The 23558-nt window shown below is 62.9% G+C and carries 19 protein-coding genes; 6 read left to right on the top strand and 13 right to left on the bottom strand.

The window, feature by feature from the left end:
• Positions 1-47: 47 nt before the first annotated feature.
• Together clpB and moaE are read right to left on the bottom strand one after the other, a co-directional pair.
• Positions 48-2660 (bottom strand): ATP-dependent chaperone ClpB, encoded by a 2613-nt coding sequence (gene clpB / locus HS961_RS07950; protein WP_182327189.1) that lies wholly within the window; start codon positions 2658-2660, stop codon positions 48-50.
• 239 nt (positions 2661-2899) lie between these two features.
• Entirely contained in the window at positions 2900-3370 is a 471-nt protein-coding gene (gene moaE, locus HS961_RS07945; RefSeq protein ID WP_182327188.1) for a molybdopterin synthase catalytic subunit MoaE, read from the bottom strand.
• A 199-nt stretch (positions 3371-3569) separates the two neighbouring features.
• Here moaE and HS961_RS07940 point away from each other — a divergent pair, with 199 nt between their 5' ends.
• Complete coding sequence (locus HS961_RS07940; RefSeq protein ID WP_182327187.1) at positions 3570-3821, top strand: hypothetical protein; 252 nt, start codon at positions 3570-3572, stop codon at positions 3819-3821.
• A 40-nt stretch (positions 3822-3861) separates the two neighbouring features.
• Complete coding sequence (locus tag HS961_RS07935; RefSeq protein WP_182327186.1) at positions 3862-4200, top strand: hypothetical protein; 339 nt, start codon at positions 3862-3864, stop codon at positions 4198-4200.
• 301 nt (positions 4201-4501) lie between these two features.
• Here the strand turns inward: HS961_RS07935 and HS961_RS07930 are convergent, their stop codons facing one another.
• From HS961_RS07930 to HS961_RS07900, 7 genes are all read right to left on the bottom strand, one after another.
• Entirely contained in the window at positions 4502-4762 is a 261-nt protein-coding gene (locus HS961_RS07930) for a MoaD/ThiS family protein (RefSeq protein ID WP_412101638.1), read from the bottom strand.
• A 13-nt stretch (positions 4763-4775) separates the two neighbouring features.
• A complete protein-coding gene (glp, locus tag HS961_RS07925) occupies positions 4776-6008 on the bottom strand; it encodes a gephyrin-like molybdotransferase Glp (protein WP_182327185.1) in 1233 nt (410 codons plus the stop codon).
• A gap of 60 nt (positions 6009-6068) precedes the next feature.
• On the bottom strand, positions 6069-6629 hold the full coding sequence (gene mobB / locus HS961_RS07920; protein ID WP_182328174.1) for a molybdopterin-guanine dinucleotide biosynthesis protein B: 561 nt from the start codon (positions 6627-6629) through the stop codon (positions 6069-6071).
• A 71-nt stretch (positions 6630-6700) separates the two neighbouring features.
• Positions 6701-8125: a threonine synthase gene (thrC, locus tag HS961_RS07915; protein ID WP_182327184.1), complete on the bottom strand. Its 1425-nt coding sequence runs from the start codon at positions 8123-8125 to the stop codon at positions 6701-6703.
• Between the two features lie 168 nt (positions 8126-8293).
• Positions 8294-10471, bottom strand: a complete 2178-nt coding sequence (locus HS961_RS07910) for a M48 family metallopeptidase (RefSeq protein WP_182327183.1) — start codon at positions 10469-10471, stop codon at positions 8294-8296.
• A gap of 201 nt (positions 10472-10672) precedes the next feature.
• Positions 10673-12007, bottom strand: coding sequence for a homoserine dehydrogenase (locus HS961_RS07905; RefSeq protein WP_182327182.1), 1335 nt, complete (start codon positions 12005-12007; stop codon positions 10673-10675).
• A 78-nt stretch (positions 12008-12085) separates the two neighbouring features.
• Positions 12086-13381 (bottom strand): pyridoxal phosphate-dependent aminotransferase, encoded by a 1296-nt coding sequence (locus HS961_RS07900; RefSeq protein WP_182327181.1) that lies wholly within the window; start codon positions 13379-13381, stop codon positions 12086-12088.
• A 196-nt stretch (positions 13382-13577) separates the two neighbouring features.
• Between HS961_RS07900 and HS961_RS07895 the strand changes: the two genes are divergently transcribed.
• From HS961_RS07895 to HS961_RS07885, 3 genes are all read left to right on the top strand, one after another.
• Positions 13578-13958 (top strand): Mth938-like domain-containing protein, encoded by a 381-nt coding sequence (locus HS961_RS07895; protein ID WP_182327180.1) that lies wholly within the window; start codon positions 13578-13580, stop codon positions 13956-13958.
• A 154-nt stretch (positions 13959-14112) separates the two neighbouring features.
• The gene (locus tag HS961_RS07890) at positions 14113-14601 is read left to right on the top strand and encodes a peroxiredoxin (protein ID WP_182327179.1); all 489 of its coding nucleotides are present in this window, start codon (positions 14113-14115) and stop codon (positions 14599-14601) included.
• Between the two features lie 282 nt (positions 14602-14883).
• Complete coding sequence (locus HS961_RS07885; protein ID WP_182327178.1) at positions 14884-16635, top strand: PhoH family protein; 1752 nt, start codon at positions 14884-14886, stop codon at positions 16633-16635.
• A gap of 115 nt (positions 16636-16750) precedes the next feature.
• On the opposite strand, the gene HS961_RS07880 is transcribed toward HS961_RS07885, so the two are convergent.
• Positions 16751-18442 (bottom strand): thiamine pyrophosphate-binding protein, encoded by a 1692-nt coding sequence (locus HS961_RS07880; RefSeq protein ID WP_182327177.1) that lies wholly within the window; start codon positions 18440-18442, stop codon positions 16751-16753.
• Between the two features lie 362 nt (positions 18443-18804).
• Positions 18805-20337: an aldehyde dehydrogenase family protein gene (locus HS961_RS07875; RefSeq protein WP_182327176.1), complete on the bottom strand. Its 1533-nt coding sequence runs from the start codon at positions 20335-20337 to the stop codon at positions 18805-18807.
• 260 nt (positions 20338-20597) lie between these two features.
• On the opposite strand from HS961_RS07875, the gene HS961_RS07870 reads away from it, so the two are divergent.
• A complete protein-coding gene (locus HS961_RS07870) occupies positions 20598-21500 on the top strand; it encodes a LysR substrate-binding domain-containing protein (protein WP_182327175.1) in 903 nt (300 codons plus the stop codon).
• Between the two features lie 21 nt (positions 21501-21521).
• Here HS961_RS07870 and dnaB read toward each other — a convergent pair whose 3' ends face one another.
• Positions 21522-22934 carry a replicative DNA helicase gene (gene dnaB / locus HS961_RS07865; protein ID WP_182327174.1) on the bottom strand — a complete coding sequence of 471 codons (1413 nt, stop codon included), beginning with the start codon at positions 22932-22934 and terminating at the stop codon, positions 21522-21524.
• A 164-nt stretch (positions 22935-23098) separates the two neighbouring features.
• Positions 23099-23551, bottom strand: a complete 453-nt coding sequence (gene rplI, locus HS961_RS07860) for a 50S ribosomal protein L9 (protein ID WP_182327173.1) — start codon at positions 23549-23551, stop codon at positions 23099-23101.
• Positions 23552-23558 lie beyond the last annotated feature (7 nt).

Here is a 23558-nt window from a genome sequence, read left to right as displayed (position 1 = left end):
GCGTAAAGATGGCCAGCCATGCATGGTTATGCATGGCTGGCAGCGCCTTACTGCGCGGCTATGTCCGGCCGCCCGAAGTGGAATTCGCCGGGCGCTTGCACCGGATCCACCGTCACCGGGATAAGGCTCTTAGGGGGATATTGCCCCTCCAGCAGCAACCTGGACAGCGGGTTTTCGATACGTTGCTGGATGGCCCGCTTCAGCGGCCGCGCACCAAACACCGGATCGAAGCCCACCTTGGCCAGCTCGGCCATCGCCGCATCGGAGACCTGCAGGTGCAGATCCATCTTGGCCAGACGGGCCTCCAACTGCTGCAGCTGGATGCGTGCAATCAACTCGATGTGCTGGGCATCCAGGCCATGGAAGACCACGGTTTCATCGATGCGGTTGAGGAATTCGGGCCGGAAGTAGTTTTTGAGTTCCCCCCAGACCGCGTCTTTTACATCCTCATACGATTGACCGACCATCGCCTGGATCAGCTGCGAGCCGATATTGCTGGTCATCACGATCACCGTGTTCTTGAAGTCCACGGTGCGGCCCTGGCCATCGGTCAGGCGGCCATCGTCCAACACCTGCAGCAGGATGTTGAACACATCGGGGTGGGCTTTTTCCACCTCGTCCAACAAGATCACGCTGTAAGGCTTGCGACGCACGGCTTCGGTCAGGTAACCGCCTTCGTCATAGCCCACATAGCCTGGGGGCGCACCCACCAAGCGCGACACCGAATGCTTCTCCATGAACTCGCTCATGTCGATGCGAATCAGGTGGTCTTCGCTGTCAAACAAAAAGCCTGCCAGCGCCTTGCACAGCTCGGTCTTGCCCACGCCGGTAGGGCCCAGGAACAGGAAGGAGCCGGTGGGCCGGTTTGGATCAGACAGGCCCGAGCGCGAGCGGCGTATGGCATTGGACACCGCCGCAATGGCCTCGTCCTGGCCGACCACACGTTCGTGCAGCTTCTGCTCCATGCGCAAGAGCTTGTCGCGCTCGCCCTGCATCATCTTGGACACGGGGATGCCCGTGGCACGGCTGACCACCTCGGCAATCTCTTCGGCGCCCACATGGGTGCGCAGCAGCTTGTGGCCCTTGGTCTTGGCGCCTTCGCTGTTCTCGTCGGCCTGCACTTCAGCCAGTTGCTTTTCCAGCGCCGGCAGCTTGCCGTACTGCAACTCAGCCACTTTGTTGAAGTCACCGCTGCGCGTCGCTTCCTGAATCTGGAAGCGCACCTGGTCCAGGTCCTTGCGCAGCTGCTCCGAGCCCATTGCATCGGCCTTCTCGGCCTTCCAGATCTCTTCCATATCGGCGTATTCGCGCTCGATCTTGGCGAGATCCTCTTCGATCAAGGACAAACGCTTTTGCGAAGCCTCGTCCTTTTCCTTCTTCATCGCCTCACGCTCGATCTTGAGCTGGATCATGCGGCGTTCGAGCTTGTCCATGACCTCGGGCTTGGAGTCAATCTCGATCTTGATCTTGGCCGCTGCCTCGTCGATCAGGTCGATCGCCTTGTCGGGCAGGAAGCGGTCGGTGATATAGCGTGCAGACAGCTCGGCCGCAGCCACGATGGCCGGGTCGGTGATGTCCACGCCATGGTGGGCCTCGTACTTTTCTTGCAGACCGCGCAGGATGGCGATGGTGTCTTCCACCGAAGGCTCATTGACGAGCACCTTCTGGAAGCGCCGCTCCAGCGCCGCATCCTTTTCGATGTACTTGCGGTACTCGTCCAGGGTCGTCGCGCCAATGCAGTGCAGCTCGCCGCGCGACAGCGCAGGCTTTAGCATATTGCCCGCATCCATGGCGCCCTCGGCCTTGCCCGCGCCGACCATGGTGTGGATCTCGTCGATAAAGAGAATCACCCGGCCTTCTTCTTGCGCGACTTCCTTCAGCACGGATTTGAGGCGCTCCTCAAAATCGCCCCGGTACTTGGCGCCAGCCAGCAGGCCCGCCATATCGAGCACCAACACTTTCTTGTCGCGCAAGGTGTCCGGCACTTCGCCAGCCACAATGCGCTGGGCCAGGCCTTCAACAATGGCTGTCTTGCCCACGCCTGGCTCGCCGATCAGCACGGGGTTGTTCTTGCTGCGGCGCTGCAGCACCTGGATGGTGCGGCGGATCTCGTCATCGCGGCCGATCACCGGGTCGAGCTTGCCCAGCTTGGCGCGCTCGGTCAGGTCTAAGGTGTATTTCTTCAGGGCCTCGCGCTGGCTCTCGCCATCGGCGCTGTCCATCGATTGACCGCCGCGCACCGCGTCGATGGCAGACTCCAGCGCCTTGCGGCTCAGGCCGCCTTCCTTGACGATGCGGCCCGCCTCACCCTTGTCATCGGTCAGCGCCAGCAAAAACAGCTCGGCGGCATAGAACTGGTCGCCCCGCTTGATGGCTTCCTTTTCGGTGGCCTGCAGCATGCGCTGCAGATCGGGGCCGACCGTCACCTGGTCCTGGCCTTGCACCTGGGGCAGGCGCTTGATGGCGTTCTCTGCCGCGGTGCTCATGGCCGTAGCATTGGCCCCTGCCCGCGCCAGCAGCGACTTGGGGCCATCGGGCTGGCGCAGCATGGCCGCCAGCACATGGACCGGTTCGATGTAGGCGTTGTCATTGCCCAGGGCCAGCGATTGGGCGTCGGCCAGGGCTTCTTGAAATTTGGTTGTCAGTTTGTCTATTCGCATGAATGCTCCCACTTAACAAGTGTTACTGAGGATTATTTTGCGCTGGCTGCCGAATTTTCAAGAACCTGGGCGTACATATAGGCTCTGTCAGCCCATTTCGCCAAACGCTGTGCGCCGTCTCCTACGGTCGGTGACATAGGGCCCCAAGGCACTCCTCCTCGGACTCATTGCAGCAGCAATGGCCCGAAAAAAGCTTGCGCCTGGTCAAGCTTGCACCAAACAAACCCGGCGCTGTCAGCTCAGCGTTTGGGCAGACCCCAGCGCGCCATCGCCGCCTCATCGCTGACGCGGGCATCCACCCAGCGCGCGCCCTCGGGTGTCTCTTCCTTCTTCCAGAACGGTGCCTCGATCTTGAGGTAGTCCATCAAGAACTCGCAGGCCTGAAAACTCTCGCCCCGGTGGGCCGAGGAGACGGCGACCAGCACAATCTGGTCGCCCGGCGCCAGGACACCCACGCGGTGGATGATGCGGGCGCCAAAGATGTCAAAGCGCTGGCTCGCCGCATCGACCATCAGGGCGATCGACTTTTCCGTCATGCCCGGGTAGTGCTCCAGCTCCATCGTCGCCACCTCGCTGCCCGCATTGCGGTCGCGCACCGTGCCGACAAAGCTGCAGACCGCGCCGATGCGGCCATCGGCGGCGCGTAGCAGGCGCAGCTCCTCGCTCACATCAAAGTCAGCGGTCTGTACGGCGATATGGGTGTGCAGCATGGGCAGGGCTCGGCAAAAAAGGCAGCAAAACCCAAGCCTAGCATGCCCGCCGGGCCTCGCCGCAAACCATGGTGGGCCACCCCAGCTTCGCGATTGCGGCACACTGGTGGCCCTCTGCAAGCTTCGGGCTACTGGGATGTCCACATTCCACCGGCAGCCCACCCGCTTGCAAGACCTGTTTTCTCTTTGGATGCTTTCCATGCCCAGTCAGACCCTGAATGCCCACGGCTTCCTGCTCTACCCCAATCCGCGCAATCTGCACCGGATTGTGTTCGAGCACCATGTGTTCGTGCCCTACCCTTACGCGATCATCGACATCCCCGCGATGGACCTGGTGGGCAAGACCAGCGTCTATGCCGCCTGCCGCGAGACCGACCGCAAAATGGGCCAGGTGGTGACTTTTGAACTGCTGGAGGATGTGGCCCGCTTTGAGAAGCGCTTCACGCCTTGAGCGCCTGCCGCTGAACGCGCATCACACTACAAAATTCCCCATGCAAGACGGCAGCCAGATTTTTATCCCCGATTCGTTCATCGCCCTGTTCCAGGGCCGCCAACAGCGCCTGCGCCTGCCGCTGGCGGAGATTGCCCAACGCTATGAGCTCTGCGAAGACTTGGCGCAGATGCTGGTCGAGCAGGCGCAGATCCTGTACCACCAAAGCGCGCCCTCCGAGAGCGCGATTTTGCAGACCATGTATGCCGGCCTGCAGGCCGAAGGCGCGGGCGTGAGCCCGGAAGAAGCGCGCTGGGTGGTGCTGCGCCTGGCGGAGCTGCTGGAATGGCGAGCACCTGAGCTTTTGCTGCCCAGCCCGGCAGAAGACGACGCAGCCTAAGAACCTGTTCAATGTCTCCTCGCGCCGCGACAGTGTCTTTGCGGGATGGGATGCGAGGGGGGCGCCCAGCCGCGCAATACCGCAGCAATAGCCATGCTATTGCGAGGATTTGCAACGACGCAGACCGCCCCTGCCCGGGCGGCCGCAAAGCCACTGTCCCGAAGGGTTGGAGTGAAATCGGGCGATTTCTGCGCGCTGGCCCTTGCTTGCACCCCGGTGCAAGCTGCGGACCAGCGCTTCGAACTCATCCCGATTGCACTCCAACGCGGCTGCGTAGAGACTTTGAACAAGTTCTAAACGCTCAACCGCCCGTCACTGGCGGAAAAAAGGCCACTTCATCGCCAGTCGCCAGCTCGGCGCCCTCTTCACGCAGCACCTGGTTGACGGCAGTGCGTACCGCCCGCCCCCGGGCCAGGCAGCTGGCATAGGGCTCGCCCCGCGCCAGCAGCGCATCGCGCAGCTCTGCGACGGTGGCGGCATCGGTCCCATAGGCTTCGCTGCCGCTGCCAATGGCCTCGCGGATACTTGCAAAATAGCGCAGTTGCAGAGTCTTCATCGTCATGGCCTCGTCCTCCTCAGCCCAGCAACTGGGCAAATGGCACAAAGCGCACCGTGTCGCCCCGCGCAATGGTCTGGCCCTCTGGGTTGTCCACGAGGCCATCGGCCCAGACGGCCGAGGTCAGCACACCCGATCCCTGGTTGGCAAAGCGGTCCAGCCCCCCTTGCGCATTGATACGCACCCGCAAAAACTCGCGGCGCTTGTCGGCACGCGGCCAGTCAAAATCGGCACGCATGTCGACGGCCTGGGGAGCGGGCGCTTGCACGCCTTGCAAACGCAGCAAAAAGGGCCGCACCAGCAGCGCAAAGGTGACAAAGCTGGAGACCGGGTTGCCCGGCAGACCGATGAAATGCGCCTGGCCCAGGCGCCCATACGCAAAAGGCTTGCCGGGCTTGACTGCAATCGCCCACAGATCGAGGCTGCCCAAGGCCTGCACGGCCGGCTTGATATGGTCTTCCTCGCCCACCGACACGCCGCCGCTGGTGAGCACCAGGTCGCTCTGCTGCGCCGCCTTCTGCAGCGCGGCCACGGTGGCCTCGTAGCTGTCGGGCACGATGCCCAGGTCCTGCACCTCGCAGCCCAGGCGCTGCAGCATGGCGCGCAAAAAGAAGCGGTTGCTGTTGTAGATGCTGCCAGCGGGCAAATCCTGGGGCGCAACATCGCCGGGCATGACCAGCTCATCACCGGTAGAGAACAAGGCCACGCGCGGGCGGCGGGCCACCGCCAGGCTGGCGCAGCCAATGCTGGCGGCCAGGCCCAGCTCGGCCGGGCCCAGCCTGGTGCCCGCCGTCAGTACCGTGCTGCCCAGCTGCATGTCTTCTCCGCTTTTGCGGATGTTTTGCCCCGGTTTGACGGCGGCGTTGATTTGCACCCGGCCATCTTCCAGCACACTGCATTCCTCTTGCATCACCACCGCATCGGCACCCGCAGGCACCGCTGCGCCGGTAAAGATGCGCGCGGCAGTGCCAGCGACCAGCGGCGCACCGATGCTGCCCGCTGCAATGCGCTGGCTCACCGGCAGGGCCAGCTCGGGCCCGCTCAGATCCGCGGCGCGCAGCGCATAGCCGTCCATCGCGCTGTTGTCAAAAGGAGGCACCTGCAGCGGGGCCACCAAGGCCTCGGCCAGCACGCGGCCATCGGCCTCAAAGGTATCCACCACCTGGCTGCCCGGCAGCGGCTGGGCATGGGCCAGCAGCTCGGCCAGCGCGTCATCGAGTGATTTCAGGGGGGGACGGGGCTGGCTGTTCATCGCAATCATTCCTTCGGTTGCCGGCCGCATGCAAGCGGGCCGATCATCGCTGCCGCAGCCTCAGCCGGCGGTAGCGCTTTCAAAAACACAGGGCGGGGTGTAGGCAAAGCGGGCGCTGTGCGCCAGCAGCCACTGGGCCACGGCGGCGGGCTCATCGCGGGGCAACTGCGGCAGGGCCGTCGCGGGCAGCAGCTGCCGGGCCGCTGACAGCACCACCGCCTGCACGGCGGCATCTTGTGGGTACAGCGGGGCTTTGCCGTTGGCTTCGGGCGCGTTCGCCAGCACTTCCAGCTTGGGCAGATCGCAGTCCTTGAAGCCTTCTACCAGCACCCAGTCGGCCGCACTGTCGAGCTGGGCAATCAGCGCATGCACATCGGGCTCCTGCACCTCTTGCAGCTCGCGCATCAGCACCACGCGCTGGTCGGATGCCGCCAACACCTCATAGGCGCCGGCCTGGCGGTGGCGCCAGGTGTCCTTGCCGGGGGTGTCAATGTCAAAGCGGTGGTGGGCATGCTTGATGACCGACACCCGCTGGCCCTGCGCGATCAGCACGGGGATGAGCTGCTCGATCAGTGTCGTCTTGCCACTGCCGGAATAGCCTGCAAAACACACCACCTGCATAAGCCGCCCTTCTGAATAATCCACCTGCCCGCACCTGCGCCCCCATGGGCTGCAGGCGCAGATGACGCTGCTCAGCGGCAGTTGTCTTTGATATAGGTCTTCACTTGGTCCACATCAGCCGGCATGACCACCACGCGCTTGGGCAGGTCTTCGATGCCTTCAAACTTGGCGGGGCGCTCGGGCAGGCGGCCCAGCGCCTCTTCGATGGTGGCAGCAAACTTGATCGGCAAGGCGGTTTCCAGCACGATCATCGGCTCGGCACCCAGGTGCTCGCGCGCCACCTTCACGCCGTCGGCGGTGTGGGTGTCGATCATCTGGCCAAAGCGCTGGTAGGTGTCCTGGATGGTGGCCAGGCGGTCGGCATGGGTGCTCTTGCCGCTGACAAAGCCGTAGCGTCCGGCAGCATCTTTGAAAGCCGGGTCAGCCTGCAGGTCAAAGCGGCCCTCTTTGGCCACACCTTGCGAGAACAGCTGCTGCAGGCGGGCGCCATCGCGGCCCACCAGGTCGAACACAAAGCGCTCGAAGTTGCTGGCCTTGGAGATGTCCATCGAGGGGCTGGAGGTCTCGAAGGTGTGGGCCGCGCCGCGCACCTGGTAGACACCGGTGCGGAAGAATTCGTCCAGCACATCGTTCTCATTGGTGGCCACCACCAGCTTGGCAATCGGCAGGCCCATCTGGCGGGCCACATGGCCGGCGCAGACATTGCCAAAGTTGCCGCTGGGCACCGTGAAGCTCACCTTTTCGCTGTTCTGCGTGGTGGCCTGCAGGTAGCCGGCAAAGTAGTAGACCACCTGGGCCAGCAAGCGTGCCCAGTTGATGGAGTTGACCGTGCCGATCTTGTACTGCGCCTTGAAGGCATGGTCGTTGCTGACCGCCTTGACGATGTCCTGGCAGTCGTCAAACACGCCTTCGATGGCGATGTTGTGGATGTTTTCGTCCTGCAGGCTGAACATCTGTGCCTGCTGGAAGGGGCTCATGCGGCCATGCGGGCTGGTCATGAACACGCGCACACCCTTTTTGCCGCGCATGGCGTATTCGGCAGCGCTGCCGGTGTCGCCGCTGGTGGCGCCCAGAATGTTGAGCTCTTCGCCACGGCGGGCCAGTTCGTACTCGAACAGGTTGCCCAGCAGCTGCATCGCCATGTCCTTGAAGGCCAGGGTCGGGCCATTGGACAGCGCCTCGATCATCAGCTGGCCTTCAAGCTGGCGCAGCGGAACAATGGCGGCCGAGCCGAACACGGCTTCGGTATAGGTCTTGTCGCAGAGCGCGCGCAGGTCATCGGCGGGAATGTCGTCGATGTACAGCGACAGAATCTCGAACGCCAGCGCTGCATAGCCCTTGTTGCTGAGCGTTTCGCGCAGCGCGGTCAGCTTGGCATCATCGATCTGCGGGTACTGCACGGGCATGTACAGGCCGCCATCAGGCGCCAGGCCCTCCAGCAAAATGTCGCAAAAACGTTTTTGTTCGGCATGGCCGCGCGTGGAAAGGTACAGCATGGAGGGTGCGAAATAAGTGGACAAGGCCCGCGCAGGGGCAAAGGGCAACTGCCTATTATCCAGCAGCCGCCAGTACTGGCACAGCTTGCGCAGGATTGCGCACATCCCACCGCCCCAGGCACAAAAAAGCCCCGGACACCGTCCGGGGCTCAGCGATGGACGGCCAGATCAGACCTGCTCGCCCATGCGCTGCAGCTCCTGGCGCGCATGGTAGGCGCGCCAATGGTCTACCAGCAGCTCCACAAAAGCCTGGTTCTTCATCTTTTTGATGCCCTTGAAACTGACAGCCAGGCGCTGCTTTTTCTTGCGGAACTGGGCCCGGCGCTTGCCCACGCCCATCGCCGGTGGCTGTACCCCCTCCTCCAGCACCATGGTCACCGTCAGCATATGGTTGCTTTGGCTGAACTGGAAGTCGTCAATCGCCGACCAGGGCAGCGGCTCTTGCGCCTTAAACAAACGCACACCGCCCGATTGCAGCAGCATGGCCGGGCTCTGGCTGTCCTGCCAGAACACTTTGGCGAACCAGGCGCAGCCGGCCGCGCCCGCCAACAACCCTGCGACCACCCCCAGGTGCAGCTGAGCCTGGAACACAAAGAATCCCCCGACCGCGCAGGCCAAGGCCAGAAACACAAACAGGCCCACCATGAAGGCGGAGCGCTCGTAAATCACCACCTCGTCCTTGGCTAGGGCGGCAATGCGGCGCAGCTCTGCCAGTTTGGCACTGCGGTTGGCGGCGGCGGCGCTGCTCAGCTCATCCTGCAAGGAGGCATTCATATCCAGCCCGGCAGCGGGCAGGGCCTGGCTGGCTGCGTTGTGGTCAGGCGTGGCAGCGCTGCGTTGCTCCAGCCCAAACTCCTGCAGCAATTGGCTGCCCTGCGCGTCCATCGCGCGGGCCAGCAGCTCGGGGCTGATCGGGACGCCCAGCGCCGCCAGGCGCTCGGCCAGCTCTGGGTGGGTGTCGGTGGGGTGGGCCTGGCGCTGGTCCAGGTGCTCGCTCGGGTCGGTCATGCCCTGGGTAGCAACGAGCTGGCGCACATGGCCCAGCACACCGCCCTCCACCGTCTCACCCCGGTCCCAGTTGGACTGCAGCGCTGCATCCACATGCGGCGCCAGCGCGCTGATGCGCAGCAGCGACGACGCGACGGCCTGCGGGCTCACCACCTGGGCGCCCACCGCGTCGGCGGCCAGCTCGCGTTTGCGGCTCCAGTAGCGCACCGCCTCGTGAAAGCTGTCCAGAAACATCTCGCCAAACAAGGTGGCCGGCCGGCGCAGGATGTCCATCCATGAGCCCTCATGCCGCTCGCCGCCGCTGATGGCCACCAGGTGGTGGATGGTGGCGCTGTAGATCGGCGAGAAGCGCTGGCTGTACAGCGTGTCCTCACCAATGAAGTGGCCCAGCTCGTGGCCGATGACCGCTGCCACCTCGCCCGCATTGAGAAAGGCCATGTAGGGCAAGGGCAGGTAGAGCACCCGGCCTTGCGGCAGCAGGCTGCCATTGGCCAGCTGCACCGGGTGTTCGGTGACAAAAAAGCCCTCGTTCAGACCGACTACCAGGTGGTCGGGCATGCCCGCGCCGGTCTTGGTAGCCACGCGGTCCACAAAGGCCCAGAGCTCAGGCGCCTGCTGGCGGCTGACGGTCTGGCCCATGACCTCGATCGGCTCGTTCTCCAGCGGCTTGCGCGCCGCCTTCCAGACATCGATCAGCACCTTGCAGCCCGAGTACAGCAAAAACAGCGCCAGGCCGCCGAGGATGAACATGAGCTTCATGTCGCCCTTGCTGTAGTTGCGGTGGCGCAGAATGGGCATCATCTCGTAGACCAGCAGCGGTATCGCCGCACCAAACAGCAGCAACACCATGACGACCATATAGGTCGGCAGCAGCTTACGGCCTTTTTGGAAGGTGGCCAGCAACTGCTCTCGCGACTGCAGGGCCTTGGCACCCATGCCGCGTTGGTAGACCACGCCCAGCGCCGACCAGAGCAGCGCCAGCACGCTGAAGGCCATGGTGATGCCCGCCAGCAGCGGCTGCAGGTTGCGGGTGGTGACGTTCAGGCCCTGGGTCTGCAGGTCCTGGATGGCCAGCAGGTATTCTTGTTTCACCAGTCGGACGGGGTATTCCTTGCCCTCACTGTCCTTGACGGTGGCGCGCCCGGGCTTTTGTGCCTCGATGGCATCGAGCTCGCGCACCACCTGCTGGTACTCGGCAATCTTGGCGCCCACATCGCTGATCGGCGTATCCGCCCGCGACCATTGCCAGATGCCGATGGCCAGCATCAGCAATGGAATACCAAACAACACCCCCCAGCGCTTGGCCAGCGCCAACCATTTCTTGTCGGTTTCCGACATAGTGCAACTCCCTGACTTTGTTATGGATAGACAGCACGCTGCGGACCGAAGTCCGCAGGGCTGCCTTTGTCAGGCGCCATTATTGGTAAAAATAATTGGCTATGCCATTACGAAAAAGTAACAGAGTTCTGCAGCCATGAAAAAACCGCCAGGGCCGGTTGGGCCGCTGGCGGTAGATGTTGGCGTTGCTGTGGCTGATGCTCAGTTCAGCTCTTCCTTGCGGATGCGGGTGATAGGCGCCAGCACGGTGGGCAGGCCCTGGATTTCGGCCAGCGCCTTGTCCATGTCACCTTCACGCGTGTCGTGGGTCAGGATGATCAAATCGGTCTGGGTCGAGCCTTCGCCACCGACTTCGTCCGCTTCGCGCTGCAGCACCGCATCAATGCTGATGCCAGCGCCCGCCAGCAGGCCGGTGACCTTGGCCAGCACGCCGGCCTCGTCGGCCACGCGCATGCGCAGGTAGTAGCTGGTGGTGATGTCGGCCATGGGCAGCACCGGCAGTTCCTGGCCGGCTTCGCGCAAGGTGCTGCTCTGGAAGGCCAGCGGCGGCACACGGTGCGCCACATCAGCGCCCTCCAGGCGGGCAATGTCGACCAGGTCGGCAATCACGGCCGAGGCGGTGGGCTCGGAGCCGGCACCCTTGCCGTAGTACAAGGTGGTGCCCACGGCATCGCCATGCACGACCACGGCATTCATCGCGCCTTCCACATTGGCGATCAGGCGCTTGGTGGGCACCAGCGAGGGGTGTACCCGCAGCTCAATGCCCTTGTCGGTGCGCTTGGTGATGCCCAGCAGCTTGATGCGGTAGCCCAGTTGCTCGGCGTAGCGAATATCGACCGACGACAGCTTGGTGATGCCCTCGACATAGGCCTTGTCGAACTGCACCGGCACGCCAAAGGCGATGGCGCTCATCAAGGTGACCTTATGGGCGGCGTCCACGCCCTCGATGTCGAAGGTCGGGTCGGCTTCGGCATAGCCCAGGCGTTGTGCCTCTTTCAGCACCAGGTCAAAGTCCAGGCCCTTGTCACGCATCTCGGACAGGATGAAATTGGTCGTGCCGTTGATGATGCCAGCGATCCACTGGATCTGGTTGGCGGTCAGGCCTTCGCGCAGTGCCTTGATGATGGGGATGCCACCGGCCACGGCCGCTTCGTAGGCCACCATCACGCCCTTGTCGGCAGCAGCCTTGAAAATCTCCGAGCCATGCACGGCGAGCAGCGCCTTGTTGGCGGTCACCACATGCTTGCCGGCGGCAATCGCCTCCAGCACCAGGGCCTTGGCAATGCCGTAACCGCCGATCAGCTCGATGACCACATCGATATCGGGATTGGCAATCACCTCACGGGCGTCTTTGACGACCTTAGCCTGGTCGCCCACCACGGCACGGGCTCGGGCTTCGTCCAGGTCGGCCACCATGGTCACCGCAATACCACGGCCAGCGCGGCGGCGAATTTCGTCATGGTTACGTTGCAACACGTTGAAGACACCGCTACCGACGGTGCCGATGCCCAACAAGCCTACTTGGATCGGTTTCATAAATTCTCTTGAATGCGTTTAATAACTAACAAGGCGTCCAGCCGGACGCCTGTGTTGTCAGATCGGAAAAGTGCCGATTCAGGCAGCAGATTTTTCTGCCTTGGGCTTCACCAGCTTGATGTCCGCCTTGTGGGCATGTGCAAGCTGGTCGGTGCCGTGGCGAAGGCGGTACCTGGCCAGGAAGGCGGCCAGGCGGTTGATGGCGTCCCGCAGGTCGGCCTCATGGGGCAGGAACACAATGCGGAAATGGTCTGGACGGGGCCAGTTGAAGCCGGTGCCCTGGACCAGCATCACGCGGGTCTCTTTGAGCACCTGCAGGAAGAAATCCTGGTCGTCCTTGATCGGGTAGATCTGGGGATCGAGCTTGGGGAACATGTACAGCGCGCCTTGGGGCTTGACACAGCTGACACCGGGGATGGCATTGATCAGCTCCCAGGCCAGATCGCGCTGCTTGCGCAGGCGCCCGCCCTCTTGCACCAACTCGTCGATGCTCTGGTGACCGCCCAGCGCCGTCTGCACGGCCCATTGGCCCGGCACATTGGCACACAGGCGCATGTTGGAGAGCATGTTCAAGCCTTCGATATAGTCGCCCGCACCGCTCTTGTCGCCCGAGATCACCATCCAGCCGGCGCGGTAGCCGCAGCTGCGGTAGGCCTTGGAGAGCGAGTTGAAGGTGATGGTCAGCACATCCTGCGACAGCGCCGCTAGGGGTGTGTGCTTGGCGTCGTCATACAGCACCTTGTCATAGACCTCGTCAGCAAAGATGACCAGGCCGTGCTCCCGGGCGATCTGCACAATATCGTGCAGCAGTGCGTCGGAGTACAGCGCGCCGGTGGGGTTGTTGGGGTTGATGACCACAATGGCCTTGGTGCGGGGCGTGATCTTGGCGCGGATGTCGGCCAGATTGGGCATCCAACCGTTTTCCTCGTCGCAGAGGTAATGCACTGGCGTGCCGCCCGACAGGCTAGTGGCAGCGGTCCACAGCGGGTAATCGGGTGCGGGCAGCAGCATCTCGTCGCCGGTGTCCAGCAAGGCATTGGTAGCCAGGCTGATCAGCTCGGACGCGCCATTGCCCAGGTAGATGTCATCGAGGCCCACGCCCTTGACGCCCAGGCGCTGGGTCTCATGCATCACCGCTTTGCGCGCCGCAAAAATGCCCTTGCTGTCGGAGTAGCCTGCCGAGTTGGGCAGGTTGCGGATCATGTCCTGCTGCACCTCTTCAGGGGCATCAAAGCCAAACACCGCCAAGTTGCCGATGTTGAGCTTGGTGATCTTCTGTCCTTCGTCCTCCATCCGCTTCGCCGCGTCCATGATCGGCCCTCGAATGTCGTAACACACATTGGCCAGCTTGGCGGATTTTTGAATCGTCTTCATGACAGATACCACTACCTCTGAAAACAGGGAATTGCAGCCGGCAGGCAACCATGCCAACACCTCGAACCCACAATCCAACTAGGTGAAAACTATAATTTGACCACAGATCTTCGCGTTGATCGCCCTGTAGTGGCTCCTTGCGGCTGCCGCAGCCTGCCACCGCCACCCCTTGCCCCGTTTGCTGAAAGCCTGCCCCATGAAGTTCCAGCCCGACAAATCCGACACCTTGACCATCACCGGCTACGGACCGGGCTGGTTGGCGGTAGACCAACAGCGCCACAGCACCAGCCTGGTGGTCGGCTCCAATGGCAGCCTTCAGGTGTGGGATTGCACACGTTTCGAAGACCTGGGACCTGCCCATTTTGCCCAATTGGCCGAGGCTGAGGTGGAAACGATAATTTTCGGCAGTGGCAATCGGTTACGTTTTCCTTCGCCAGCCTGGTTGGCCCCATTGATCGCCAAACGCATAGGATTCGAGACGATGGATACCCCCGCCGCATGCCGTACCTACAACGTCTTGGCCGGGGAAGGACGCAAAGTGTTACTTGCCGCTTTAGTGGAACCCGCAGAGCTATAACCACAATCGATAGCCTGTGTTTATCAGAGGGGCTCGATAAATATTTCGATTCGGGTTAAAATACTCGCTTGTGGCTGCGGGCCTGAATAACAACTAGATGAATACTTTGATTCCTGCGGCCTTTTTGCGATTACTCCGGAGAAAATAGAGAGCTATGGCTGTTGTTGTCAACAAACCCCTGCCAGAATTTGATGCACAAGCGACGGGAGGCCTCAAGGTTTCCAACACGTCGCATCAGGGGCAAATTCTGGTGCTGTACTTCTACCCCAAGGATAACACCCCCGGTTGTACCACCGAAGCCATGCAATTCCGCGACAAGTACGCGGATTTTGTTAAGGCTGGTGCTGCCGTCTTCGGCGTGTCGCGCGACAACATGAAGTCGCACGACGACTTCAAGGAAAAGCTCGAACTCCCGTTCGAGCTGATCGCTGACACCGAAGAAAAACTCTGCCACATGTTCGGCGTGGTCAAGAACAAGATCATGTACGGCAAGAAGGTCAAGGGCATCGAGCGCTCGACCTTCCTGGTGGGCCCCGATGGCATGCTGGTCCAGGAATGGCGCGGCCTGAAGGTGCTGGGCCATGTGGAAGAAGTGCTCAAGGCTGTCAAGTCGATGAAGGCTGCGCAAAAGAAGGCTGCCTGATCCCAGACCGGCAGTTTTTGGTGGCGGCGCGCTGTCTGCGGATGCGCGCCGTTGCCGTTTCCACCTTTCGCAACCGCCACAGCGCTCTGTGACGGCGATTGCTGATTTCGTGCTGCCTAGAGTGTGCATAATGGGCCCATGAATTTGAGTCTGGACTGTTCCGCCCTCTTCCATCCAAAAAGGCTGTCTTGCTTGCGAGATGGCCTTTTTTGCATGGGGCTGGCGGGCCACCAGAGTGCGTTCGCCCACTTGGCGAGTGTTTAGATAAAGGCCCCGAGCTCCATGCCCTTGCCTCCCGCACCCAGCCGCCGTGGCAGCCAGCTTTCGACTGGCGACTTTTCCGCCAAGACCAGCGCCAAATCCCGTGCATCTGCGGGCAACGCGCGCGATGAACAAGCCGACGACCTCCCCGACATGGATTTCGAGCCGGTAGTGGCGAGCGCCCCTGCGCCACGCCGTCCCCAAGCCGCTGCGCCCGCCCCAAAGGCCGCGCGCAGCAAAAAGCCTACAGCGCCCGCAACCGTCAGCGCCAAGCCGCCAGCGGCACCTGTACAGCCCGCCCAGCCTGCGCGCAGCCCGGTGGTTGCCGATGCCATCCCCACCACCGACAACAAGCCTGCCAAGGCGGCCAAGCCACGCAGTGGCAAAGCCAAGCTGTTTGTGCTGGACACCAACGTGCTGCTGCATGACCCCAGCAGCCTGTTCCGCTTTGAAGAACACGACATCTACCTGCCGATGATCGTGCTCGAAGAGCTGGACGGCCACAAGAAGGGCATGACCGAAGTGGCCCGCAATGGCCGCCAGGCCAGCCGCACGCTCGATGCGCTGGTCGCCAGCCAAGAGGCCCATCTGGCCCAGGGCATTCGCCTGGATGCCACCGGCCAAAAAGGCGCCAGCGGCTGCTTGTTCTTCCAAACCGAGCCGCTGACCTACCAACTGCCCGAAAGCCTGCCCCAGGGCAAGGCCGACAACCAGATCCTGGGCGTGGTCGAGGCCCTGCGCCAACGCCATCCCGATCGCCCCGTGGTGCTGGTGTCCAAGGACATCAACATGCGCGTCAAGGCGCGTGCACTGGGCTTGGAAGCCGAGGACTACCAGAACGACAAGACGCTGGAAGATGGCGACCTGCTCTACACCGGCATGCTGCAGCTGCCGCTGGATTTCTGGGCCAAGGTCGGCAAGAAAGTCGAGAGCTGGCAATCGGGCGCCTCCACCTGCTACCGCATCAGCGGCCCGATCACCCAGCAGTTGCACATCAACCAGTTTGTCTTCTATGAGGCACCGGGCGAGAACAGTCTGTTTGCCCGCGTGATCGAGATCCGCGACAAGACGGCGGTGCTGGAGACACTGAAGGACTACGGCCACCAGAAGAACAATGTGTGGGGCGTGACCACCCGCAACCGTGAGCAGAACTTCGCGATGAACCTGCTGATGGACCCGGATGTGGACTTTGTCACCCTGGCTGGCACGGCCGGCACCGGCAAGACCTTGATGGCGCTGGCCGCTGGTCTGAACCAGGTGCTCGACGAGCGCCGCTACACCGAGATCATCATGACCCGCGCCACCGTCAGCGTGGGCGAGGACATCGGCTTTCTGCCCGGCACCGAAGAAGAGAAGATGGGGCCCTGGATGGGCGCACTGGACGACAACCTGGAGTTCCTGGCCAAGGGCGACGGCGGCAATCCCGGTGAATGGGGGCGCTCTGCCACCAATGACCTGATCCGCAGCCGCATCAAGATCAAGAGCATGAACTTCATGCGCGGTCGTACCTTCCTGAACAAGTACGTGATCATCGACGAGGCGCAGAACCTGACCCCCAAGCAGATGAAGACCTTGATCACCCGTGCCGGCCCCGGTACCAAGATTATCTGCATGGGCAACCTGGCCCAGATCGACACGCCCTACCTGACCGAAGGCTCCTCTGGCCTGACCTATGTGGTGGACCGCTTCAAGGGCTGGCCACACAGCGGCCACATCACCCTGGCACGCGGCGAGCGCTCGCGCCTGGCCGACTTTGCCAGCGATGTGCTTTAAGCAGCTCTAGGCTGCGGCGGGGCTTTGCAGCATCCCGCCCACGCCGAAACACCAAAGGCACCGAGTTTTTGCTCGGTGCCTTTTTTTGCGCTGCCGCTATCGGGCAGCGGGAGGCTTAAACGCCCGTGCCTCGGATCTGGTCCAGGCTACGCGCCGGGGTGATCGCCTGCGGGTCGAGCTTGCAGTGCAGGATCACCGGCAGCTGGTGCTGTTCGGCCCAGCTGCGCATGGCAGCCAGCGCGGGCGCAAAGTCTTCGGTCTTCTCGACCAGGGCGGCATTGCCGCCAAATGCCTTGGCGTAGGCGACAAAGTCAGGGTTGCGCAGCTCAGTGGCGCTGACCCGGTTCGGGTAGTCGCGCTCCTGGTGCATGCGGATGGTGCCGTACATGCCGTTGTCGATCAGCAGCACGATGATGGGCAGCTGGTACTGCACGGCGGTTGCAAACTCCTGGCCATGCATCAAAAAGTCGCCATCGCCAGCGATGCAGACAACGCTGCGCTGCTTGTCCAGGCGCTTGGCACCCACGGCGGCCGGCAGGCCATAGCCCATGCTGCCGCTGGTAGGGGCCAGCTGGCTGCCATAGTGGTTAAACGGCCAGAAGCGGTGCACCCAGGTGGCAAAGTTGCCGGCGCCATTGCACCAGACCGTGTCGGCCGGCAGCACTTCGCGCACATGCGCCATCAGCTGGCCCATCTGCAGCGCACCCGGCACCTGGATGGGCGCAGGGTCGCTCCAGGCCAGGTAGTCGGCATGGGCTTGCTGCACCAGCGCCTGGCGCTCGGGGCGCGCTGCGGCGGCCGGCTGCCGCGCCAGTGCGGCGCAGAAGGAATCAGGCGCGGCCACAATCGCCTGGTCGGCCTGGTAGACCCGGCCCAACTCATCCGGATCAGGATGGATATGGATCAGCTGCTGGCCGCTGCTCGCCGGAATACCCAGCAGGCTGTAGCCCTGCGACGGCACCTCGGACATGCGCCCACCCAGCAGCACCACCAGGTCGGCCTGCTTGATGCGGGCAATCAGCTTGGGGTTCACGCCCAGGCCCACGTCGCCCGCATAGTTGGCATGGTGGGCAGGGAACACCATCTGGCGGCGGAAGGAACAGGCCACCGGCACCGCATGGGCAGCGGCAAAGGCGGCAATGTCTTGCTGGGCCTGCGCGTTCCAGCGTGAGCCACCGGCGATGATGATGGGGTTTTTCGCGGCCGCCAGTTGGGCCACCACTGCGGCCACATCGGCATCCGCCGCGTTGGCAGGCGCTGGCTGGTAGCGGCGGGCATCGGGCACGGTGACGGCATCGCGCAGCATGTCTTCGGGCAAGGCGATCACCACCGGGCCGGGGCGGCCGCTGGTGGCCACCGCAAAGGCGCGGGCAATGGTCTCAGGAATGCGCGCCGCATCATCAATCTCGGTCGCCCACTTGACCATGCTGCCAAACACCGCGCGGTAGTCCAGCTCCTGGAAGGCCTCGCGGCCCCGGGCCGAGCGCTCGATCTGGCCGACGAAGAGGATCATCGGGGTCGAATCCTGCATCGCAATATGCAAGCCTGCCGACGCATTGGTCGCTCCCGGCCCCCGGGTGACCATGCAGATACCGGGTTGGCCGGTCAGCTTGCCCTGGGCTTCGGCCATCATCGCGGCACCGCCCTCCTGGCGGCAAATCGTTGTTTCGATCGGCGCGTCATACAGCGCATCGAGCACCGCCAGAAAGCTCTCGCCCGGCACGGTAAAAATCTGCTGCACGCCGTGGATCAGCAGCTGGTCTACCACCAGTTGGCCACCGGTACGTGTTGGTTGGTTGTCTGCCATGTCTTGTCTCCTTTGTATTTGTCATCGATGCGCCAAAAGCGGGGGATTGGACCCCATCTGGCCTGGTTGCGCATTGCGCCAGCGCAGCAAGCGGCTGGGCAGCACAGTAAAAATCTGCACCAGTACATGCACAAAAGGCTGGCCTGCAACGATGGCAGGCCAGCCCTTGGTGGATGCTGGTGGGGTGGCAGAGAGGAGCGCAAAGCCCCTGCCCGCGTGGGAGGCCGCACAGGGCAGAGGCATATCAGTGACCTGCGCTGGCAGCACACACCAGGCGGCGCAGCGGCCGCCCCGTTTGGGAGCACTGCAAGGCCGGGCAGTGGGCAGCATGTCCACGGCACCAGCCTGCGGCTGCTCCCTCATCACACGTCAAAGCGCACGCCTTGCGCCAGTGGCAGCGCGCCACTGTAGTTGATGGTGTTGGTGGCGCGGCGCATATAGCCCTTCCAGGCGTCCGAGCCGGATTCGCGGCCACCGCCGGTTTCCTTCTCGCCACCAAAGGCGCCACCGATTTCGGCGCCCGAGGTGCCGATATTGACGTTGGCAATACCGCAGTCGCTGCCGGCGGGCGACATAAAGCGCTCGGCATCCCGCAGATCGCTGGTGAAGATGGCAGACGACAGGCCCTGGGGCACGGCGTTCTGCACCGCAATCGCGTCCTCAGCGCTGCCTTCGTAGGTGACGATGTAGAGGATGGGCGCAAAGGTTTCATGCTCCATCACCTTGGTCTGGGCAGGCATCTTCACCAAGGCGGGGCGCACATAGTAGGCGTCCTGGCCGAGGTCTTCGCGCTCGCGCTGGCCACCAATGATGGTGCCGCCTTCTTGCTTGGCCTGGGCCAATGCCGCCTGCATGCCTTCAAACGATGCCTTGTCGATCAGCGGGCCCACCAAGGTGCCGTCGGTCAGAGGATCGCCTACGGTTACGCTGCCATAGATCTTCTCCAGACGCGCCACCAACTGCTCGGCCACCGATTTGTGCACGATCAAACGGCGCAGGGTGGTGCAGCGCTGGCCGGCGGTGCCCACCGCCGCAAAAGTGATGGCGCGGGCGGCCAGCTCCAGGTCGGCCGAGGGTGTGACGATCATCGCGTTGTTGCCACCCAGCTCCAGGATGGAGCGGCCAAAGCGCTCAGCCACCTTCACGCCAACCTGGCGGCCCATGCGGGTCGAACCGGTGGCGCTCACCACGGGCACCAGCGGGCTGTCCACCAGTACTTCGCCCACTTCGCGGGCGCCAATCAGCAGCTGGGCCAGGCCTTCAGGCACGGCACCGGGCTGCTCTTGGTTGAAGGCGGCAATGGTTTGCTCCAGCAGATGCTGGCAGGCCACGGCGGTCAGCGGGGTTTTTTCGGAAGGCTTCCAGACCACCGCATCGCCACACACCAGCGCCAGCGCGCTGTTCCAGCACCACACGGCCACCGGGAAGTTAAAGGCCGAGATGATGCCCACGACGCCCATCGGGTGCCAGGTTTCCATCATGCGGTGGCCGGGGCGCTCGCTGGCAATCGTCAGGCCATGCAACTGGCGCGACAGGCCCACGGCGAAGTCGCAGATATCGATCATTTCCTGGACTTCGCCCAGGCCTTCGGAGGTGATCTTGCCGGCCTCTACCGACACCAGCGCGCCCAGCGCTGCCTTGTGCTGGCGCAGGGTCTGGCCAAAACGGCGCACCAGCTCACCACGCACCGGTGCGGGTACGGTACGCCACTGCAGGTAGGCCTGGTGGGCCGCCGCAATGGCGTCTTGCGCTTGTTGCGCGCTGTGGGCCTTCAGAACCGCCAAGGTCACGCCATCGGCAGGCGAGCGGCTGGTGATGTCCTGGCCTGCAAAAGGCTTCAGGTCGAGCGCAAGCGCCTTCAAAATATCGTTCAAACGTTGGGTGGATTGCGTCATCGCTCGTCTTTCCTAATCACTAGCACAACAGAAACTGTCCAGCCCGTCATCCGGGCTCAGACCATGAGGGGTGCGGCTCCAGCGGAGCCCAAAAATTCTCAGCGCATCAAGGGGCAGGTACAGGCCTTTGTACACCCCCTCCATGACTGCGCAGCACCGCAGGACAGCGGCAAACTTAAAAATACTATGTGAACTATCAGGAACAACAAAATGAGAAAATGGTGAGACATAGTGCGTTTTTTGAACAAAGTCCCCACCCCATGCGCAACGCGATCCCCAATATCGGCCTGCTAATGGCTTTTGAAGCCTCGGCCAGACATGGCAATTTCTCCCGCGCTGCCAATGAGTTAGCGCTGACGGCCAGCGCTGTCAGCCGCCATGTGGCGGCGCTGGAGGACCGGCTCGGCGTACCCCTCTTCGTACGCCACAAACGCCGGGTGATGCTGACCGATGCGGGTAAACGATATGCGCAGCGGGTGCGTGTTCACCTCAATGGGCTGGAGCGCGATACCCAAGAGATCGCCAACAGCCGCGCCCAGGGCTATGCTATCCATCTGGCCGTCGTCTCCAGTTTTGCCACGCAGTGGCTGCTGCCCCGTCTGCCGGCCTTTGCCCAGCAGCACCCGGACATCCATGTCCACCTGTCGGTGCGCTCCGAGCCTTTTGCGTTTGAAGAGAGCGGTTTTGACGGCGCCATCTACTCCGGCGACGGCCTCTGGACCAAGACCCAGGGCCAGCGCATTGCCCGCGATGGCGCCTGCATCCCCATCTGCAGCCCCGCCTTTGCCGCCCAGCATGCATTGGCCACGCAAGAGGACTGGCAGCAGCTGGTCCACATCGGCCTGGAAAGCCGGCCCGCCGCCTGGCGCGACTGGTACAACGGCCTGGGCTGGGACTACTCGGTACAGGCCTCGCGTGGGCCGCGCTATGAACTGTTCTCGATGGTCATCACAGCAGCAGCGGTAGGCCTGGGGGTGGGCCTGGTGCCTGAGGTACTGGTAAAGCCCGCGCTGGATGCGGGCCAGGTGGTACCCGCCCACAGCCAGACCCTGCCCGGCACACAGAGCTACTGGTTCAGCTATCCCACCTACCGTGAGCCCTCCGCGGCGCTGCAGGCTTTTGAGCAGTGGGTCATCCAGCAAAGCCAGGAGCAGCAGGACTGAGGCCCTGCGCTCGGCCCGGCATCAGTAGTCGTCGGCACCCATAGAGAGGTTCTCAAACCGGGTCTGGTTCTTCTGGAAGAACAGCTTGACGGTACCCGTCGGGCCATTACGCTGCTTGCCGATGATGACCTCGGCCACATTGGGCTCGCTGCTCTCTTTGTTGTAGTAGTCGTCGCGGTAGATGAACATGATGATGTCCGCATCCTGCTCAATGGCGCCGGATTCGCGCAAGTCAGACATCATCGGGCGCTTGTCGGTGCGCTGCTCGACCGAGCGGTTGAGCTGCGACAGCGCAATCACGGGGCACTGCAGCTCCTTGGCCAGCATCTTCAAACCCCGCGAGATTTCGCCCAGTTCCGTTGCCCGGTTGTCCGAGCTGGCGGCCGAGCCCGAACCGCTCATCAGCTGCAGGTAATCGACCACGATCAGGCCGAGCTTGCCGCACTGTCGGGCCAGGCGGCGCGAGTTGGCGCGCAGCTCCGACGGCGTCAGGCCCGGGCTCTCATCGATGTGCAGCGATACCGTGCGCAGCCGTTCAATCGCTTCGGACAGGCGCGGCCATTCCTCATCGGTCAGCTTGCCGGTACGCAGATTGCCCTGGTTCACCCGGCCAATCGAGCCCACGATACGCACCGCCAATTGGGCGGCACCCATTTCCATCGAGAAGATGGCGACCGGCAGGCCTTCGTTGAGGGCCACATGCTCGGCGATATTCACCGCAAACGAGGTCTTGCCCATCGAGGGACGGGCAGCGAGCACCACCAGGTCACCTGCTTGCAATCCGCTGGTCATGCGGTCCAGGTCGGCAAAGCCGGTGGGCACACCGGTCACATCGACCGGGTTGTCTGCCATCTCCTGCACGCGGTCCAGCAGGTCCACCACCAGCTTGTCCAGCGACTGGAAACCCTGCTTCATGCGCGAGCCCTCTTCGCCAATCGCGAAGATCTTTTGCTCGGCCTCATCCAGGATGCGGTCTACCGTCTTGCCCTGTTGGTTGAAGGCATTGGTGGCGATCTCGTCGCTGGCGGTGACCAGCTTGCGCAAGATCGAACGCTCGCGCACGATCTCGCCATAGCGGCGGATATTGGTGGCGCTGGGCACATACTGGGCCAGCTGGTTCAGGTAGGTCAGCCCGCCCACCTCTTCGGCCTTGCCGATGCTTTGCAGGTGCTCGTAGACGGTGATCACATCGGCCGGTTTGCCGGCATTGATCATGCTCGCCATCGCGGCAAAGATCAGCTTGTGTTCATGGCGGTAGAAGTTGTCCTCGGCCAGCACATCGCCCACCCGGTCCCAGGCATTGTTGTCCAGCAGCAAACCACCCAAAACGCTGGATTCCGACTCAATCGAATGCGGCGGTATGCGCAGCTGCGCCACCTGCTTGTCCGGCGTGATGAAAGCGGTGTCATCCAAGGGGGGGAAGGTCTCTGACATGGGGAATCCAAATGGGCAAACGCTGGCCTGGCTGGCAGCAATCCGCAAGAATAGCGTAGTTGCTGCACCCTGCCGGTGAGGGGGTACAAAGCCCGCACCCGGCCTTTGGCGGCCAGCAACGAAAAAGCCGCCCGAAGGCGGCTTGTCAACGCAAAGCGTAAGACTTAAACGTGTTCGCCGTAGACGGACACATTCACTTCCACCACCACGTCGGTGTGCAGCGCCACGCCCACAGCGGTCTCGCTCACGGTCTTGATAGGACCGTTAGGCAGACGCACTTGCGACTTGGCCACTTGGAAGCCCATCTTGCCCAGTTCATCAGCGATGTCCTGGTTGGTGACGGAACCGAACAGACGGCCATCAACGCCAGCCTTTTGGGTCAGCTTCACGGTCTGGCCGGCCAGCTTCTCGCCTTGGGCTTGGGAAGCAGCCAGCTTTTCAGCAGCAGCCTTTTCCAGCTCAGCGCGCTTGGCTTCGAATTCAGCCTTGGCTGCTTCGGTAGCGCGGCGTGCACGGCCCGAAGGGATCAGGAAGTTACGTGCGTAACCGTCCTTGACCTTCACGATTTCGCCCAGGTTACCCAGGTTAACGACCTTGTCGAGCAGAATAATTTGCATGTTCGTG

It is taken from the genome of Comamonas piscis, from assembly GCF_014109725.1.
GTDB lineage: Bacteria > Pseudomonadota > Gammaproteobacteria > Burkholderiales > Burkholderiaceae_C > Comamonas > Comamonas piscis.
This window is presented reverse-complemented; position numbering and strand designations above follow the sequence as displayed.